The following is a 17,075-nucleotide window of genomic DNA, read 5'->3' on the forward strand; positions in this document are numbered from 1 at the left end:
ACGGAGGATGAACGGAAAGGTTCCATCAACCATGACGAGTATCGGCCTGGCCCTTGTTTTCGCCCTCGCTTGCAGGCAAAGGTCGCGGCCATGTCGCTGCGCCTCGCCACCTTCAATGTCGAGAACCTGATGAACAGGTTCGATTTCTCGGGCTACCGCAACCAGCTCAATGAAGACCGCACGCTGGCGCTCTTCGACATCCAGAGCGAGGCCGAATACCGCATTCTCGAGCAGGCCCGCGCGATCGCCCAGTCCGACGACACCCGCCAGTTGACGGCGCTCGCCATCGCGGCCACCCGCGCGGACGTCATCTGCATGCAGGAGGTCGACAATATCGAGGCGCTGAAGGCCTTCGAATACGGCTATCTGTTCAAGATGGTCGGGCGGGGGTACCGGCAGAAATACACCACCGCCGGCAACGATACGCGCGGCATCGATGTCGCCGTGATGATGCGCAACGAAACCGCGCAGGGGCAGCCGATCGAATTCTCGCGCATGACCAGCCACGCCTATGTCACTTTCGAGCAGTTCGGGCTGTTCACGCCGGAGCTCGCCGGGCTCGGCTATCTCGCCAATGAGCGTATCTTTCGCCGCGACTGCCTGGAGATCGACCTGCGGGTCGGCGGCGCGCCGTTGACGCTCTATCTCGTGCATTTCAAATCAATGGGCCCGCCGCGCAACGGGCTGGACGGCCGCGAGGCGTCGATGCCGCTGCGCATCGCCGAGGCGCAGGCGGTGCGCCGTATCATCGAGGAGCGTTTCGGCAAGGACCATGCCGCCGACAAGCGCTGGGTGGTCTGCGGCGACCTGAACGACTACCGGCAACGCGTGAAGGTCGACGGCGATGCCATCGATGGCTACCGTTTCGAGGTTGTCGACGAAGCCCGGTCCTCGATCGACGTGCTTACCGCCGGCGGCTTTTGCGAGAATGTCGTCGAACGGCGGCCGGAGATGGACCGCTGGAGCTTCTACCACACGCGCGGCCCGGAGGAGCGGCATCTCTGCCAGCTCGATTATATCCTGCTGTCGAAGGCGCTTGCCGCGAAGAACGCCACCGCCGTTCCCGACATCATCCGCAACGGCCAGCCCTGGCGCACCATCTTTCCGCCTGGACAGGAGGTCGAGCGTTTCCCGCGCGCCGGCTGGGACAGGCCGAAAGCGTCGGACCATTGCCCGGTGGCGATCACACTGGACATGGCGTGACCGTCTTGAGTTTCGACCTGCCGCGCAATGTCATCCTGCCCGTCGATGCGGTCGACGTCCGTCTCGATACCGGCCCGCATCCCTTCGCGCTGAGCAATGCGGCGGCGATCGCCGAGAACTGGCGGCAGGAAATAGCGGCCAATCCGGCGCTGTTCGACGGCACCGTGGTGCTGCTTTCCGAGCTTGCCTACCGGGACGGCCGCCTCGCCGGCCGCTGCCATGCGGTCAACTATTCGACCTTCCTGCTGTGGCGCAAGCGGCGCGAAATTTCCGGCGCCGAGCATGCCTATGCGCATGCCATGCTGGTCGCCGGCGACAATGCGCTGGTGGCGATCCGCATGGGGCCGCACACCGTCAATGCCGGCCGCGTCTATTTCGCCGCCGGCTCCTTCGAGCCGATCGATTTCCGCGACGGGCTGGTCGATGTCGACTTCAACATGATCCGCGAGGTGGGGGAAGAGACCGGGCTCGACCTGTCGGAGGCCGAGCGTGGACGGCACTATCACGCACTCTCGACGCCGAGCGGCACGGTGATCTTTCGCTGTTACCGGGTCGCCGAGCCCGCCGACGAGTTGGCACGGCGCATTACGGCCTTCGTCGCCACCGAGACGGACCCGGAGATCGAGGGGCCGGTGATCATCCGCCACGCCGGCGATCTGCCCGAGGGGTTGATGCCGCATATGAAGCCGCTGATCGAGTGGCATTTCGCCGGCCACGACTAACCACGCTGGACGTCCGGACGTCAGCAGTCTCTGTGATCTGGCTATTCGTGCCGCAGCGCGTCGATCGGATCGAGGCGGGCGCCGCGCAGCGCCGGGAAGAAGCCGAACACCATGCCGATCAGCGCCGAAAAGCCGACGGCGAGCAGGATGACGGCGGGGCTCGGCGCGAAAGGTATCGTCAACGCCATCGAGGCGAGACCGGCCAGCGACAGCCCGATAAGGATGCCGATGATGCCGCCAAAGAGCGACAGCACCGTCGCCTCGACCAGGAACTGGATGAGGATGTGCTTCTCATGCGCGCCGATCGCCAGCCTGGTGCCGATCTCGCGCGTGCGTTCGGTGACCGAGACCAGCATGATGTTCATGATGCCGATGCCGCCGACCAGGAGGCTGACGCCGGCGACGGCGCCCAGCATGCCGGTCATGGTGGTGGTGGCGCTGGTCATCGCATCGGCGATCTGGGTCATGTCGCGGATGGCGAAATCGGAATCGCGGTCCGGCGTGATGCGGCGCGTGTCGCGCAAGATGTCCTCGACGCGCGGCTGCAGCTCGGTGGTCGGCCTGCGGTCATCGGCGGCGATATAGATGTTGTCGATGTCGCGGTTGCCGGCGATGCGCCGCTGATAGGCGTGCAGCGGCATCAGCACGACATTGTCCTGGTCCTGGCCGAAGCCGGTATAGCCCTTGGGCTCGAGCAGGCCGATGATCTTGCAGGAGGTGCGGTTGACGCGGATGATCTCGCCCTCCGGATCGCCGGCGCCGAAGAATTGCTGGCGCACGGTTTCGCCTATCAGGCAAACGCCGGCGCCGGCGCGCGTTTCGGAATCGCTGAACGGCCGTCCCGACACCAGTTTCCAGTCGCGGGCGTCGAGATAGGCGCTGTCGGTGCCGGTGACGCCCGAGGTCAGGCTTTCGGTGCCGAAGATGACGCGGACCTGCTTTTGCGAAGCAGGCGAAATCGCGCGCGCGCCGCTCAGATGCGCAACGAGCGCGATGACATCCTTTTCGGCCAGCGGCCGCACCTGGTCGAGACCTCCCGGTCCGCCTGGTCCCGCGGGCCGGCCGGCGCGAACGACGAGAAGGTTGCTGCCAAGCTTGGAAATGTCGGCCTTGACCTTCTCGGTGGTGCCGGAGCCGATGGTGAGCATGGCGATGACGGCGGCGACGCCGATGACGATACCAAGCAGCGTCAGGAACGAGCGCAATACGTTGCGGCGGATCGAGCGCAGCGAGAGGCGGACGGTCTCCCAGATCATGCCGCTTCCTCCGCTCTCGAGGTATCGGAGGCGAGATGGCCGTCGAGGAAGCGGATGGTGCGGCCGGCATAGCCCGCGACGTCGGCCTCATGCGTGACCATGACGATCGAGAGCCCGAGCTCGGCGTTGAGCCTGGTCAGCAACTCCATGATCTCGTGCGTGCGCGCGGTGTCGAGATTGCCGGTGGGCTCGTCGGCGACGAGCAGCGTCGGCCTGGTGACGATGGCGCGGGCGATCGCCACGCGCTGCTGCTGGCCGCCCGAAAGCTCGGCCGGGGTGTGGTGCTCGCGCCCGACAAGCCCGACCTCGGCCAGCGCCCGCATGGCAAGGTCGCGGCGCTCGCGCGCGGCGACGCCGCGATAGATCAGCGGCAGCTCGACATTTTCCGCGGCTGTCGTGCGCGGCAGCAGATTGTAGCCCTGGAAGACGAAGCCGACATAGAGGTTGCGCAAAAGCGCGCGACGGTTGCGGTCGAGGCGGCCCGCATCGACGCCCATAAAACAGTAGGTTCCGGCCGTCGGCGTGTCGAGGCAGCCGATGATGTTCATCGCCGTCGATTTGCCCGAGCCGGAGGGGCCCATGATGGCGACGAATTCACCTCTGCGGATGGCGAGATCGACGCCGGCCAGCGCATGCACCCGGGCTTCGCCCTCGCCATAGCTTTTCCAGACCTTGTCGAAAGTGATGAGCAGGGGAGCCGACATGTCGTCAGCTCCGCTGCTGCACGCCGGTGATGACTTGCGCGCCCTCGTCGAGGCCGGACGTGATCTCGGTCAACTCGCCGTCGCTCAAGCCGATCTTGACGTTGACGGGGCGGGGCCGGCCGTTCTCCAGCACGTAAAGCGTGCGCGACCCGTCGGTCGATGCTTTCGTTGCTTCGCGCTGCCGGTTGGGCCGGCCCATGCGGCCGGTGAACAGGTCGCTGAAGCTCCAGCCGCGGGCCTGCTGTTGCATCGGACGATAGCGGAAGGCGGTCGAGGGGACGGTAAGCACGCCCTTGGCCTGCCGGGTCACGACCGATACCGTGGCCGTCATGCCGGGCCGCAAGAGATGCTCGCCATTGTCGACTTCGAGGCGCGCATTGTAGGTCACGACGCCGTCGGTGGTGACCGAGGCGTAGGAGATATCGCGGATCTCGGCATCGAAGGGTCGGTCCGGGAAAGCGTCGACCGTGAAACGGGCATGCTGGCCGGGCTTGACCTGGCCGATATCGGCCTCGTCGACCGCGGCCTGCAATTCCATGTTGCGAAGGTCGGCGGCGATGACGAAGAGCACCGGCGCCTGCAGCGAGGACGCGACCGTCTGGCCGGGATCGACCGAGCGCGTCAGCACGATGCCGTCGATCGGCGCATAGATGGTGCTCTTGGCAAGATCGGTCTGCTGCGCCTTGAGGTCGGCCTGGGCGATAGCCAGATTGGCTTCGGCGCTGTCGAGCGCCGCCTTGGAACGATCGCGCGTCGCGGTCGCCGCCTCGAGCGACTGGTCCGTCGCCATGCCGCGCTTGGTCAGCGCGCTTGCGCGCACAACCGCGTTCTCGTTCTCCCGCAAGGTGACCTTGGCGTCCTCGACGGCGGCGGCCGCAGCCTTGGCGGAGGCGGTGGCGCGCTCGATCTGGACTTCCAGCTTGGCGGTGTCGAGCGTCGCCAGCACGTCGCCCTTCTTGACCTGCTGGTTTTCATTGGCCGCGACCGAGCGGACGATGCCGGAAAGCTCGCTGGAGATGTCGACCTGGGTCAGCGGCTGCAGGGTGCCGGTGGCCGATACCTCGACGGTGAGGTCGGCGATCGCCGCAGGCACGGCGGTGTATTCAATCCTGGGGGTGCGGCGGCATACCATCGATAGACGGCAATGCCGGCCGCGACGATCGCTATCGCCAGCAGCGCGTAGAGCCAGAAGCGGCGTCGCTTGCGGCTTACGCCCTTGTGGTCGAGCCCGAGCGCGGCCTCTATGGAAGTACCGGATTCCGCGTTTGGCGGATTGACAATCTGGTCCACCCCGGACCCCTATGCTGAAAATCGATGTCCCTATCCGTGCACAGATCAGGCCTTAAGGTTCGAATTTCAAATTAAATTTCCCTCATGTTGGGATTGAGGCAGAAATTCGAGGCGAGGTGAAAGGTTTTCTCCATGGCGCGCAATTACTTGCTTTACGATGTGTTTACCACCGAAAGGCTGGCCGGAAATCCGCTTGCCGTGGTGCTCGACAGCGATGGGCTCGACACTGCCGGCATGCAGGCGATCGCGCGCGAATTCAATCTTTCCGAGACGGTGTTCGTGCTGCCTGCCGACAATCCAAAGCATCGCAACCGTATCCGCATCTTCACGCCCGACTACGAAATGCCTTTCGCCGGGCATCCGACGGTCGGCTCGGCGATCGCGCTGGCGGAACTGGCCGGGGAAGCGGCCGGCATCTTCGTGCTGGAGGAGAATATCGGGCCGGTGCGTTGCGCGGTGAGCAAGCACGACGGCTCGACCTTTGCCGAGTTCGACCTGGCGAAACTGCCGGAACCGTTGGAGCTCAAGGCCGACCCGGAAGCAATCGGCGCGGCGCTCGGCCTTGCTCCGCACGAGATCGGCTTCGAGAATCACCGCGTCGCCTTCTGGTCTGCCGGCGTGCCTTACGTGACCATTCCCGTCGCGGACCTTGAAGCGGCAGCCAAGATCAGGCTCGATAACCAGGCGTGGTCGGAACTTGCGCCGCGCAAGAGCGACTGGGCCTTCGCCAGCCCCTATGTCTACTGCCGCGAGCGGGTCCACCACGACAGCGCCTTCCATGTGCGCATGATCGTGCCCGGCACGCCTTCCTACGAGGATCCGGCCACGGGTTCGGCCGCGGCGGCCTTTGCCGGCGCCATCATGCATTTCGACGCTCCGACCGACGGCATCTCGCAGCTCTGGATCGAGCAGGGGCTGGAAATGGGCCGGCCGTCGCGCATCCGGCTCGAGCTCAATGTCGATGGCGGGAAACTGGCCTCCGCGCGCATCGGCGGCCATGCGATCAAGATGGCTGAAGGCAAGCTGTTTGTCTGACGCCTGCGGCCTTTTTTGAGCTGGTATGATCTTTTCTGAAAACCGGAATCCACTTTTCGGGTTCATGCCATGTCTATTTGTCGGGAAATGATCCGGCAGGGCTAGACATCACCGAAAGCGGCGGCTATATGCGCCGCCGACGCTGGTTTTCCAGCGGTGTGGGTGTGTAGCTCAGTTGGTAGAGCAGCTGACTCTTAATCAGCGGGTCCACAGTTCGATCCTGTGCACACCCACCATCTAGTCCCTTGCTTTTGCTAGTATTTTACGCCTGCGGAAAACTCCTCTTTTCCGGGTCTTAGCAGGTCGCTGCTCGGAGGTATGGGTGTGGGGTTGCTTCGGCCAGTCCTGTGATCACGGCCGCTCCCGCAAAATCGCCGGCGAAGGCAGCGTCAGGCTCGAGCCGGAGATAAAGAAGAGCAAAGGCACCGCCACACTGGAGTCTGCGCCGTGGGTATGGACGCTTCCGCTCGTGCGCAATATGGATGGGGACGTGGCCTGTCGCGGCGCTCACATTTTTCGCTGCGTCGCGAAGGCAGACGACGAGACGTTCGTTCAATGATGCTGCGCCGGGCGAGTTGGCCTTTCGATTGAAGCCGTCCTGCAAAGTGTCGATTTCAGGGGATTTGGTCATGACCGACAACAAGCCGGCCGCAGACGTCACCAAGGATTGGCAAGCAACGCAGGGCCAAAAGTCCGCCGCGACGCGCCTTCGCCTTTTCGCCGCGCTCTCGTGGATTATCGCCATTGGCGGCGAGATTGCCGGGATCGTCTTGTTTTACCAGCGCAAGTTCGACCAAGGGAATCTGCCGCTGTTGATCGGCATTCTGGTCGGAATCGCGATTTTCGCAATCGCCGGTAACTTGCTGTGGAAGGCAGCCAACCGGCACGACCCGGCCCGGGCATCCGACACGGCCAGGTTCTTCTTCCAAAACCAGCTCGGCGCGATCATCACGCTGATTGCCTTCCTCCCGTTGATCTTCCTTATCCTCACCGACAAGAATATGGATCCGCAGACCAAGAAGGTAGCCGGCGGAGTGGGTGCTGCGCTGGCCGTGCTTGCGACTGCAATGGGCGTCAGCTTCAAGCCCCCGTCGGTCGAGCAGTACACCCAGGACATGAACTCGTGCGCGGCCCAGATCAGGGCGGGACAGCCGACCACGGCCTGTTCGCCCGAAGTCGCCGCCCAGGCTCAGGAGATCGCCACGGATACCTCTGCGGTGACCGCGGCGACGAAGGACGCGAGTCACCCTGCCGGTCAGGATGTCGTGTACTGGATCGCGCCGGAAAACGGAGCCGCGAAGTCCTCCGAACCGCATGTTTTCCATCTCTGTGCCGCGGTGAGTCCCTTGAAGGACAAGACCGTGAACAGCGGCTCGGTGACCGAGGCCTACGCGCAGAACGCCATCCGCATCACAAAGCAGATCGAGATGGAACAGAAGCAATGCGGGTTTGCCGCTTCGCAGTGAACCTGCCCGCGATCGCCTCGAAGGACTGGGGCGTTTCACCGTTTCATGGAAACGGCGAAACGCCCTATCTCTCCGGCTTAGCTGGAGCAGTTCCGCTCACACTTTTGCTGGGATCGCTCTGACCGGTAGGCCGTCAGCGATCGGAAGAAACAATGCTTCACCGGCGCTTCGGGTGCATCGCACGCAATCTGGGGGTGTCGTCTACTTCTCCGAAACGCCGGCCTCGGCGAAGCTCGCCATCTTCGCGTGGCATTCCAAAGCGGAACGGACGATGTTGACGGCAAGGCAGGCGCCGGAGCCTTCGCCTAGCCGCATGCCGAGATCGAGCAGCGGCGGCAGGCCGAGCGCTTCGAGCAGGCGGCGGTGGCCGGCTTCGGCCGAGACGTGGGCGGCGATGGTGTGGGCGAGGCCGGTCGGGTGCAGCCTTGCCAATGGCGCGACCGCGGCAGTGCACACAAAGCCGTCGAGCAGCACCGGCACGTTGTTCTTGCGCGCGGCGAGCGTGGCGCCGAAGATCGCCGCCAGCTCGCGCCCGCCAAGGGCGGCAGCGATCTTCAGCGGGTCGGAGAGCGAATCGGCATGGCGCTTGAGGCCAGCCTCGATGGCCACGACCTTGCGCTGCAGGCCGGCGTCGTCGACGCCGGTGCCGCGACCCGTCCATTTCTCGGCGCCGCCGCCGAAGAGGGCGGTGGAGATCGCCGCCGCCGGCGTCGTGTTGCCGATGCCCATCTCGCCGAAGCAGACGAGATCGAGGTCCTTGGTCACGGCGTCATAGCCGGCCGAGACGGCGGCGAGGAACGCCTGCTCGTCCATCGCCGGAATCTGCGTGAAGTCGCCGGTCGGATGCTCGAGATCGAGCGGGATGACGTCCAGCTTGGCGCCGGCAATGCGGGCAAGCTGGTTGATGGCCGCACCGCCGCCGGCGAAATTCGCCACCATCTGTACCGTGACTTCCGAAGGATAGGCCGACACGCCCTGCGCGGTGACGCCGTGATTGCCGGCGAAGACGAAGACTTTCACCGCATCGAGCTTCGGCATGTCGCGGCCCTGCCAGCGGCCGAGCCAGGCGGCGATGGTTTCCAGCCGGCCGAGGCTGCCCGGCGGCTTGGTCAGCGTGTCCTGGCGCCTCGCGACGGCGCCGGCGGCCGCGTCGCTGCCGGCGGGAAGATCGAGGCAAGCGGCGCGAAGGTCTTCGAGCGATTTGAAGGACGTTGTTTGGGGGGACATGGGGGCAAGGTCTCCGAAAGAGAATCAGGAAAGGCAAACGGATGCGACGAGCAGCACGGCGATCTCGCCGAGCTGCTGCAGCGCGCCGATCGTGTCGCCGGTCTGGCCGCCGATCTGGCTGAGGCAAAGCGCGCGGAAGCCCATGAAGATCAGGCCGAGCAGGATGAGTGCTGCTATCGCGCCGCCAAGGCCGAGCGCCAGCAGCGCCACCGCGCCGAGCGCCGCGCCGACGATGGCGGTCTCGGTCGTGACAGAGCCTGCATTGGCGGACAGACCGTCGGCTCGGGCCGGCGGCAGAAGATGCATGAAGGCGCCGAACAGGCCGCGCGAGGCCGCATGCGCGGCAAGCAGCGCCAGGACGACGTGGCCGGGACCGGTCAGCTCGGACAGCGCGCTCCAGCGGATGAGCAGCGAGACACCGAGCGCCGCCGCGCCATAGGCGCCGATGCGGCTGTCGCGCATGATCTCCAGTTTCCTGTCGCGTGTTCGGCCACCGCCGAAGCCGTCGGCGATGTCGGAAAGCCCGTCCTCATGCAGGCAGCCGGTGACGAGCATCGTCGCGGCGAGCGTGAGCGCGGCGGACGGCCCGGTGGCGAGGTCGAGAACTGCGGCGATGGCGTAGACGAGCGCGCCGATGATCGCCACCGCGAGACCGGCGAAGGGCGCCGCCCAGATCGCATCCGCGAGGCTGCGGCCGCCGAAATCGCTTGAGGGCAATCTCAATCTGATGAAGAAGACGAGGCTGAGGCCGATATCGTCAAGCACTTGCCGGGGCGCGGAAGGGCCGCTCATGCGCCCCTCGCAATGGCATGGAAGAAGGTGCCGCTGACGTGGCCGCGCCGGTAACCGGAGGCGCCGAGCGGATTGCCCTGGCCATCGGCAAGGTCAGCCAGCGGCTCGTCATTGCCCGTGGCGGTCATCTGCGCATAGTGGAATTCATGGCCGCGGATCAGCGTGCCCTCCGGCCCCAACGGGCAGGCGGCGCGCAGCCGCGCCTCGCGATAGCCAAGGTTCATCTTGCGCCTGGCGAAGCTGGTCGAATGGCCAAGCAGGCCGAGCATTTTGTGGCTCTCGCCGTCCGCATCTTCCAGCACTTCGCCCAGCACCATGAAGCCGCCGCACTCGCCGTGAACAGGCTTCGTCGCCGCGAAGCGCGCCATTCCCGTCCGGAAGTTCGTCGCGGCCGCGAGCTTGCCGGCATGCAGCTCGGGATAGCCGCCGGGCAGCCAGCAGACATCGCAATCTTCCCTCGGCTTCTCGTCGGCGAGTGGCGAGAAGGGGGCGATCTCGGCGCCGGCCCTGCGCCAATGCGTGGCGACATGCGGATAAAGGAAAGTGAAGGCGGCGTCCTCGGCCAGCGCGATGCGCTGCGCTGGCGGTTGCAAGGCATCGGCGAAGTCGCCGGCTGCCGGCTCCAGCGGGGTCGCCAGCGCCAGGATGGCGTCGATGTCGAGCGATTTCTCGACCATGTCGGCCAGCCGGTCGAGATGCGCCATCAGGTTCTCGTACTCGCCGGCCTGGACAAGGCCGAGATGCCGCTCCGGCAGGTTGAGCGTCGGATCGCGCAGGATGGCGCCGACCACGGGCAGGCCGATCGCCTCGATGGCGTCGCCCGACAGCCGCCGGTGGCGTTCGCTGCCGAGCCGGTTGAGCACGACGCCGGCCATGCGCACATCGGGATCGTAGGTGGCAAAACCCTTGGCCACCGCCGCCGCCGTGGTCGACTGCCCGGAAACGTCGAGCACCAAAAGCACAGGCAAGCCGTAGAGCCGGGCGAGATCGGCGGCCGAGCCGGAGCGGCCCTCCGGCGCGGGGATGCCGTCGAACAGGCCCATCGCGCTTTCGAGGATGATGTATTCGGTGTCCTCGGCGGCTTGGCTGGCCAGCGCGTTGAGCAGGGCAGGCGGCATCGCCCAGCTGTCGAGGTTGACGCCGGACAGGCCGGTGGCGGCAGCGTGGAAGCCCGGGTCGATATAGTCCGGTCCGGACTTCGCGCCGCGCACTTTCAGGCCGCGCCGGGCGAGCGCGCGCAGCAGGCCGATGGTGACGCTGGTCTTGCCCGAGCCGGAGCGCGGCGCGCCGATGATGATCGCGCGCGCCGTCATGTGCCGCCCGTCAGTGCTGCGCGCATGGCGACGATGCCGCCGACCACGATCAGCGCCGGGGAAGCGAGCCCGGCGGCCGCGGCTTCGTCCGCGATGGTGGCGAGCGTGGCGACGACGGTGCGTTCCTGCGGCGTCGTCGCGGCGACGATCACAGCCGCGGGTGTCGACGGCGCGAGGCCGCCGCTGAGCAGCTTTGCCGCGATGACCGGCAGATTGGCCATGCCCATATAGATGACGACCGGTTGTCCAGTGCGGGCGATCGCCGCCCAGTCGATGTCGTCATCCGTGCCGGCGGCATGGCCGGTAGCCAGGATAACGGCCTTGTTGATGCCGCGCATGGTGGTCGGAATGCCGGTGGCTGCCAATGCGCTGAGACCGGAGGTCAGGCCGGAAAGCACGCGGAACGGAATGGTTTCGCCCGCGAGCGCCAAGGCCTCTTCGCCACCGCGGCCGAAAATATAAGGGTCGCCGCCTTTGAGCCGCACGACACGGCGGCCTTCGCGCGCCAACCGTACCAGCAGGGCGTTGATGTCGTCCTGCTTCATCGAGGGCTGACCACCGCGTTTTCCAGCGTAGTAAAGCTCGGCGCCTTGAGCGACCGCCACGACATCGGGCGAGACCAGCGCGTCATAGACCAGCGCGTCGCATTGCCCGAGCGCCGCCAGCACTTCCAGCGTCAGGCAGCCGGTATCGCCGGGGCCGGCGCCGGCCAGCCAGACATGGCCGGGCTCAAGCTCGCGCGGCTTGAAGTTCAGGCGCGCAAGCGCCTGTTCCACCGTTGCCCGTCCGTTCGTATTGGCGCTGCCGTTCACAATCCGTCCCGTCCGCGAAAACGCCGCTGGTAATGGGCGTCGTACAATGAGCTTTCGCCGAAATCCTGCGCGGCCAGGGCGCTGCCGACAAAGATGATTGCCGTGCGCTCCATCGGGTTTTGCGCCAGCTGCTCCTCGATGGTGCCAAGCGTGCCCGTCAAGATGCGCTCATCCGGCCAGGAAGCGCGGAAGACGACCGCGACCGGACATTCGGCGCCGTAAAGTGGCGTGAGATCTGCGACGACGCGATCGATGGCATGAATGGCAAGGTGAATGGCAAGCGTGGCGCCGGTGCGGCCGAAGCCGGCCAGCGTCTCGCCTGGCGGCATTTTCGAGGCGCGGCCGGAAACGCGGGTCAGCACCAGGCTCTGCGCCAGTTCTGGAATGGTGAGCTCGCGGCGCAGCGCGGCCGCGGCTGCCGCGAAGGAAGGCACGCCTGGAGTCAGCGTATAAGGGATTCCGTGTTTTTCCAGCCGCCTGATCTGTTCGGCCACCGCGCTCCAAACGGAGAGGTCGCCGGAATGCAGGCGCGCTACATCCTGGCCGGCCTTATGCGCGGCGACATATTCGGCCTCGATTTCGTCGAGCGACATCGGCGCGGTGTCAATCAATTTGGTGCCAGGCGCACAATGCTCGAGCAATTCGGGCGCGACGATCGAGCCGGCATGGAGGCAGACCGGGCAACTGGCCAGGAGCCGCGCGCCGCGCAGCGTGATGAGATCGGCCGCACCTGGACCGGCGCCGATGAAATGGACGGTCATGCGGTACCTCCGCCAAGAGCGATAGCGCAGGTCACAGGACCGAGCACGATGCGCGGCCCAAGCAGTTTCGCACCTTTTCCGGCCGCGGCCAGAGCCGAGGCTTCCGAAACCGAAGGCGTGCCAGCCTGGGCCTGCGACGCTTCGGACCGACTGACCGTGCCGGACGAGACGGATTGCAGCGCAGCGTCGGACATGATGAGCACGGGGAGGTCGAGGTCTCGGCCGGCAAGGAAGATCGCCGGCTCGTCGCGCTTGATTTCGCCCGTCGCCAGCGCGGAAAGCGCCGTCATCGCCAGCCCATGCGCTTCGAGCGCGGTCTCGACCGCTGCGCGAACGTCGCCCGCCGTCACGCCTTTGCGGCTGCCGATGCCCGCAACCATCATAGTTTCACCCAGCTCCACTGCGTCACCGGCATGGCCGGCCGCCACGCCTGCATGGATCCGACAGCTGCCGCGCGCGACAGCGCGATGCGGGTAAGATCGCCGCCGCGGCGGTTGTACTGGTCGAGCAGCAGCGCCTCCATCTCCAGCGTCACCGCATTGGCGACCAATCGGCCACCGGGACGGAGCGCCTTGATCGCCTTCTCCAGCACGCCGGCATCGCTGCCGCCGCCGCCGATGAAGATCGCATCCGGCGTTTCGAGCTTGGCGAACGCCTTGGGCGCGGCGCCTTCGACCACGACAAGGCCGGGCACGCCGCAATGCGCGGCATTGCGTTGGATGCGGGCGGCGCGTTCGCCGTCGGCCTCGATGGCGATGGCGCGCAGCGAGGAATGCGCCAGCATCCATTCGATGCCGATCGAGCCGGAACCGGCGCCGATATCCCACAGCAGCTCGCCACGGCGTGGCGCCAGCGCCGACAGCGTGACGGCGCGGATCTCGCGCTTGGTGATCTGGCCGTCATGCTCGAACAGATGATCGGCAAGGCCGGAGGCCAGCGGCAGGATGCGCGCATCCGGCGTCGTTTCAATTTCGAGCGCCAGCACGTTGAGCGGGTTGATGTTTTTGAGGTCGAAGGCATCGGCGCGGGAGGTTCGATGCGCCTCATCCATACCGCCGAGCGCTTCAAGGACCGTCAGCCGCGAAGGGCCGAAACCGAGCTCGTCGAGCAGTGCAGCGATAGCCGCCGACGCGTCGGCGTCGGAGGTGAGCGCCAGGATGCGCGCGCCGGGATGGAGCAGGGGCCGGATCAGATCGATGGAATGGCCGTGCAGCGAGATGGTCTCGACGTCCTGCAGCGCCCAGCCGAGACGGGAGGCGGCCAGCGACAGCGACGATGGAGCCGGGAGGGCGAGCATCTCATCCGGCTTGACCTTGCGCGCCAGCGTGGCGCCGACGCCATGAAAGAACGGGTCGCCGGACGCGAGCACGCAGATTTTTTTGCCCGCGACCGCCAGCACGTCGCGCATTTCGGCATCGAAGGGCGTCGGCCACGGGCGCGCTTCGCCCTTGGCCAGCGACGCGACAAGGCCGAGATGCCGCTTCCCGCCGAAGACGATCTCGGCCTCGGCAATCCGCTGCTTGGCCTCGTCGCCGAGACCCGCTACACCGTCCTCGCCGATGCCGACGATGGTGAGCCACCTCGATGCGGGCTTGGCAGCGCGCGGACCCTTAGCAGGCATGATGACCCACCATATCCTGATCCTCGGCGGAACGACGGAAGCTCGGCAATTGGCCGGGAAGCTCGTCCGCCGCGAGGATTTTTCGGTCACGCTGTCGCTTGCCGGCCGCACCGAAAGCCCGGCCGCACAAGGCGTGCCGGTGCGTGTCGGCGGTTTTGGCGGCGCGGAGGGATTGGCTGCCTATCTTCGCGAAGAGCATGTCGATCTGCTGATCGACGCCACGCATCCATACGCCGCCCGTATCTCGGCCAATGCCGCCGAGGCGGCCAAGCGGTCCGGCGTGCCGATCCTTGCGCTGCGTCGTCCCGGCTGGGAGCCTGTCGCAGGCGACCACTGGACGCTGGTCGATGACGTTGCTGAGGCGGCAAGCGCCCTCGGCACGGCGCCGCGCCGCGTTTTCCTCGCGATCGGCCGGCAGGAGGCCGGGGCCTTCGAGACCGCGCCCCAGCATCGCTACTTGATCCGCAGCGTCGATCCGGTCGAGCCGAAGCTCGCGGTGCCCGATGCGCTCTACATGCTGGCGCGCGGGCCGTTTCCGGAGGCGGACGAACGGGCTTTGCTCGAAAGATACGGTATCGACGCCGTCGTGTCCAAGAACAGCGGCGGCGAGGCGACCTATGGCAAGATCACCGCTGCGCGGGCACTCGGCATCGAAGTGGTCATGATCCGCCGGCCGGCGCTGCCTGACGTGCCCTCGGCCGAAACCGTCGATGCGCTGGCGGGAAAAGTCGATCATCTTTTCGAGCCCGTTGCCGAACGCGGCGTGTAGACCAGCGCCGGCCGTTCGCCGCGCTTGATGATCCGGGTCTCGGGCGAGCCGATGATGATGCAGGTCGACATGTCGGCCTTTTCCGCATCGGCGTCTGCCAGCAGAAAAACCTCGATGCGCTCGTCGGGGCGCCCGGCGGCGCGGCCGAAGATCACCGGCGTGGTGCCGGGTAGGATCGCCTTCAGGCATTCGAAGGCGCGGCCAAGCTGCCAGGGACGGGCCTTGCTGATCGGGTTGTAGAGCGCGATGACGAAGCCGGCTCCAGCCGCCGCCAGCAGGCGCAGCTCGATCAGGTCCCACGGCTTCAGATTGTCGGAGAGCGAGATGGCGCAGAAATCGTGGCCGAGCGGCGCGCCGATGCGGGCTGCCACCGCAAGCATGGCGGTGACGCCGGGTACGACCGACAGGTCGATCGAACGCCATTCGTCGGGCCCGGCTTCGATCGCCTCGCAGACAGCCGCGGCCATGGCAAAGACGCCGGGATCGCCTCCGGAAACGACGGCGACGCTGTGGCCTTCGGCCGCCTTGGCCAGCGCCTCGTTGGAGCGGGCAAGTTCCTCTCGATTGTCGGAGGCAATGCGGGTCTGGTCCGGCCGCAGTTCAAGCCGGTCAAGATAGGGCTTGTAGCCATAAAAGAACGAAGCCTCGGCCACCGCATGGCTGGCCTGCGGCGTGACCTGGTCGGCATTGCCCGGACCGAGACCGATGACGGTGAGGCGGCCGCTCATGCTTTGGCTCCGGGGCGCGCCGACCAGCCCGCGACCAGTACGATGGCGAAATAGGGCGCCTTGTCGTCCGGTTTTTCGGCAAGCCGCATCGAGATGCTGCCCGGCATCGTGCCGCGCTCGACATAGACGGCTTTCGCCAGCTTGCCGGCCGCTTCCAGCGCGCGGCGGATTTTTGGCAGGTTGCGGCCGACCTTCATGATCACCGCGGCATCGGTGTCGGCGAGGCGGCGGGTCAGCTCGAACTCACTCATCGTGCCCGGCAGCACGGTCAGCACATCGTCGCCCTGGACGATCGGCAGGCCAGTGGTCGACCAGCAGCCGGACATGGCGGTGATGCCGGGGATGACTTCCGTCGGGAATCGGTGTGCAAGCCGCACATGCAGATGCATATACGAGCCGTAGAAGAGCGGATCGCCTTCCGACAGCACCGCCACCATCCTGCCGGCGCCGAGATGCTCGGCGACCTGTTCGGCCGACTGCTCGTAGAAATCGGCGATCTGCGAGCGGTAGTCGTCATGGTCCTTGTCGATTTCGGTGGTCACCGGATAAAGCAGCGGCAGCTCGATCATGTCCGGCCGGAAGCGCGTTTCGACGATGGCGCGGGCATTGCTGTTGTTGCCGCGCTTGGCGAAATAGGCGACGACGTCGGCCTCGGCCAGCGCGCGCGCCGCTTTCAGCGTCAGCAGTTCGGGGTCGCCCGGGCCGGTGCCTACGCCGACAAGACGGCCTTTTACAATCGCGTTCACAGGCCCGGCCTCGCCAACGAATTGAGCGCGGCGGCGGTCATGGCGCTGCCGCCCAGCCTGCCGCGCACGATGGCATAGGGCACGCCGTAAGAGTTCTCGGCCAGCGCATCCTTGGATTCGGCGGCGCCGACGAAACCGACCGGCATGCCGATGATCACGGCGGGCTTTGGCGCGCCGTCGCGCAGTTTTTCGAGCAGATAGAAGAGCGCGGTCGGCGCATTGCCGATGGCGACGACCGAACCGGCCATGCGCTCACCCCAAAGGTCGATCGCGGCGGCCGAGCGGGTGTTGCCGATTTCCCTGGCGATGTCGTGCGTGCGCGGGTCGCGCAGCGTGCAGATCACCTTGTTGCCGGCCGGCAACCGGGCGCGGGTGACGCCGTGGGCCACCATCTCGGCATCGCAGAAGATCGCCGCGCCGGCCGCGAATGCGGTGCGGGCCGCATCGACGAAGCCATTGGAGAAAACAAAATGGCTGGCGGCTTCGACCTGGCCGCAGGCATGGATCATGCGAATCGCGACATCGGCTTCCGCCTCCGAGAAGCGCGACAGATCCGCCTCGGCGCGGATGATGGCGAAAGAGCGCTCGTAGATCGCCATCCCGTCATGGATATAGTCGTAGGCGGCCATT

18 protein-coding genes and 1 tRNA gene are annotated in these 17,075 nt (G+C 66.3%); 6 read left to right on the top strand and 13 right to left on the bottom strand.

The window, feature by feature from the left end:
• Positions 1–90 precede the first annotated feature (90 nt).
• Entirely contained in the window at positions 91–1,203 is a 1,113-nt protein-coding gene (locus FJ414_RS10580) for an endonuclease/exonuclease/phosphatase family protein (RefSeq protein ID WP_140644266.1), read from the top strand.
• Between the two features lie 5 nt (positions 1,204–1,208).
• Positions 1,209–1,925 carry a hypothetical protein gene (locus FJ414_RS10585; RefSeq protein ID WP_140644349.1) on the top strand — a complete coding sequence of 239 codons (717 nt, stop codon included), beginning with the start codon at positions 1,209–1,211 and terminating at the stop codon, positions 1,923–1,925.
• A 41-nt stretch (positions 1,926–1,966) separates the two neighbouring features.
• On the opposite strand, the gene FJ414_RS10590 is transcribed toward FJ414_RS10585, so the two are convergent.
• Genes FJ414_RS10590 through FJ414_RS10600 form a run of 3 tightly spaced genes read right to left on the bottom strand, consistent with a single transcriptional unit; the run spans position 1,967 to position 4,978 of the window.
• Positions 1,967–3,181 (bottom strand): ABC transporter permease, encoded by a 1,215-nt coding sequence (locus FJ414_RS10590; protein WP_140644268.1) that lies wholly within the window; start codon positions 3,179–3,181, stop codon positions 1,967–1,969.
• The gene (locus tag FJ414_RS10595; RefSeq protein ID WP_140644270.1) at positions 3,178–3,885 is read right to left on the bottom strand and encodes an ABC transporter ATP-binding protein; all 708 of its coding nucleotides are present in this window, start codon (positions 3,883–3,885) and stop codon (positions 3,178–3,180) included. The genes FJ414_RS10590 and FJ414_RS10595 overlap by 4 nt, the downstream gene beginning before the upstream one ends.
• 4 nt (positions 3,886–3,889) lie before the next feature.
• Positions 3,890–4,978 (bottom strand): efflux RND transporter periplasmic adaptor subunit, encoded by a 1,089-nt coding sequence (locus tag FJ414_RS10600; protein WP_246672359.1) that lies wholly within the window; start codon positions 4,976–4,978, stop codon positions 3,890–3,892.
• 329 nt (positions 4,979–5,307) lie between these two features.
• Here FJ414_RS10600 and FJ414_RS10605 point away from each other — a divergent pair, with 329 nt between their 5' ends.
• The 3 genes from FJ414_RS10605 (at position 5,308) to FJ414_RS10615 (ending at position 7,676) form a co-directional block, all read left to right on the top strand.
• Positions 5,308–6,210, top strand: a complete 903-nt coding sequence (locus FJ414_RS10605) for a PhzF family phenazine biosynthesis protein (RefSeq protein WP_140644273.1) — start codon at positions 5,308–5,310, stop codon at positions 6,208–6,210.
• A gap of 160 nt (positions 6,211–6,370) precedes the next feature.
• Positions 6,371–6,446, top strand: a tRNA-Lys gene (locus tag FJ414_RS10610).
• 393 nt (positions 6,447–6,839) lie between these two features.
• Positions 6,840–7,676, top strand: coding sequence for a hypothetical protein (locus FJ414_RS10615; RefSeq protein WP_140644275.1), 837 nt, complete (start codon positions 6,840–6,842; stop codon positions 7,674–7,676).
• A gap of 201 nt (positions 7,677–7,877) precedes the next feature.
• Here FJ414_RS10615 and cobT read toward each other — a convergent pair whose 3' ends face one another.
• From cobT to cbiE, 7 genes are read right to left on the bottom strand one after another with little or no spacing between them, the layout of a single operon-like run.
• On the bottom strand, positions 7,878–8,903 hold the full coding sequence (gene cobT, locus FJ414_RS10620) for a nicotinate-nucleotide--dimethylbenzimidazole phosphoribosyltransferase (protein WP_140644277.1): 1,026 nt from the start codon (positions 8,901–8,903) through the stop codon (positions 7,878–7,880).
• A gap of 24 nt (positions 8,904–8,927) precedes the next feature.
• Positions 8,928–9,695: an adenosylcobinamide-GDP ribazoletransferase gene (locus FJ414_RS10625; protein ID WP_140644279.1), complete on the bottom strand. Its 768-nt coding sequence runs from the start codon at positions 9,693–9,695 to the stop codon at positions 8,928–8,930.
• Positions 9,692–11,008, bottom strand: a complete 1,317-nt coding sequence (locus FJ414_RS10630) for a cobyrinate a,c-diamide synthase (protein ID WP_140644281.1) — start codon at positions 11,006–11,008, stop codon at positions 9,692–9,694. Before FJ414_RS10630 ends, FJ414_RS10625 begins: the two co-directional genes overlap by 4 nt.
• Positions 11,005–11,820: a uroporphyrinogen-III C-methyltransferase gene (cobA, locus tag FJ414_RS10635; RefSeq protein WP_140644283.1), complete on the bottom strand. Its 816-nt coding sequence runs from the start codon at positions 11,818–11,820 to the stop codon at positions 11,005–11,007. Before cobA ends, FJ414_RS10630 begins: the two co-directional genes overlap by 4 nt.
• Entirely contained in the window at positions 11,817–12,581 is a 765-nt protein-coding gene (cobM, locus tag FJ414_RS10640) for a precorrin-4 C(11)-methyltransferase (protein WP_140644285.1), read from the bottom strand. Before cobM ends, cobA begins: the two co-directional genes overlap by 4 nt.
• Positions 12,578–12,964 carry a cobalamin biosynthesis protein gene (locus FJ414_RS10645; RefSeq protein WP_140644287.1) on the bottom strand — a complete coding sequence of 129 codons (387 nt, stop codon included), beginning with the start codon at positions 12,962–12,964 and terminating at the stop codon, positions 12,578–12,580. The genes cobM and FJ414_RS10645 overlap by 4 nt, the downstream gene beginning before the upstream one ends.
• Entirely contained in the window at positions 12,961–14,202 is a 1,242-nt protein-coding gene (gene cbiE, locus FJ414_RS10650) for a precorrin-6y C5,15-methyltransferase (decarboxylating) subunit CbiE (RefSeq protein WP_140644289.1), read from the bottom strand. The genes FJ414_RS10645 and cbiE overlap by 4 nt, the downstream gene beginning before the upstream one ends.
• A 1-nt stretch (position 14,203) precedes the next feature.
• Between cbiE and FJ414_RS10655 the strand changes: the two genes are divergently transcribed.
• Positions 14,204–14,971 (top strand): cobalt-precorrin-6A reductase, encoded by a 768-nt coding sequence (locus FJ414_RS10655; RefSeq protein ID WP_140644291.1) that lies wholly within the window; start codon positions 14,204–14,206, stop codon positions 14,969–14,971.
• Here FJ414_RS10655 and FJ414_RS10660 read toward each other — a convergent pair.
• Genes FJ414_RS10660 through FJ414_RS10670 form a run of 3 tightly spaced genes read right to left on the bottom strand, consistent with a single transcriptional unit; the run spans position 14,935 to position 17,074 of the window.
• Positions 14,935–15,699 (bottom strand): precorrin-3B C(17)-methyltransferase, encoded by a 765-nt coding sequence (locus FJ414_RS10660; RefSeq protein WP_140644293.1) that lies wholly within the window; start codon positions 15,697–15,699, stop codon positions 14,935–14,937. The genes FJ414_RS10655 and FJ414_RS10660 overlap by 37 nt on opposite strands.
• On the bottom strand, positions 15,696–16,445 hold the full coding sequence (locus FJ414_RS10665) for a precorrin-2 C(20)-methyltransferase (protein WP_140644295.1): 750 nt from the start codon (positions 16,443–16,445) through the stop codon (positions 15,696–15,698). Before FJ414_RS10665 ends, FJ414_RS10660 begins: the two co-directional genes overlap by 4 nt.
• Positions 16,442–17,074: a precorrin-8X methylmutase gene (locus FJ414_RS10670; protein WP_140644297.1), complete on the bottom strand. Its 633-nt coding sequence runs from the start codon at positions 17,072–17,074 to the stop codon at positions 16,442–16,444. The genes FJ414_RS10665 and FJ414_RS10670 overlap by 4 nt, the downstream gene beginning before the upstream one ends.
• Position 17,075 lies beyond the last annotated feature (1 nt).

Source organism: Mesorhizobium sp. B3-1-6 (genome assembly GCF_006439555.1).
Taxonomy (GTDB): Bacteria; Pseudomonadota; Alphaproteobacteria; order Rhizobiales; family Rhizobiaceae; genus Mesorhizobium.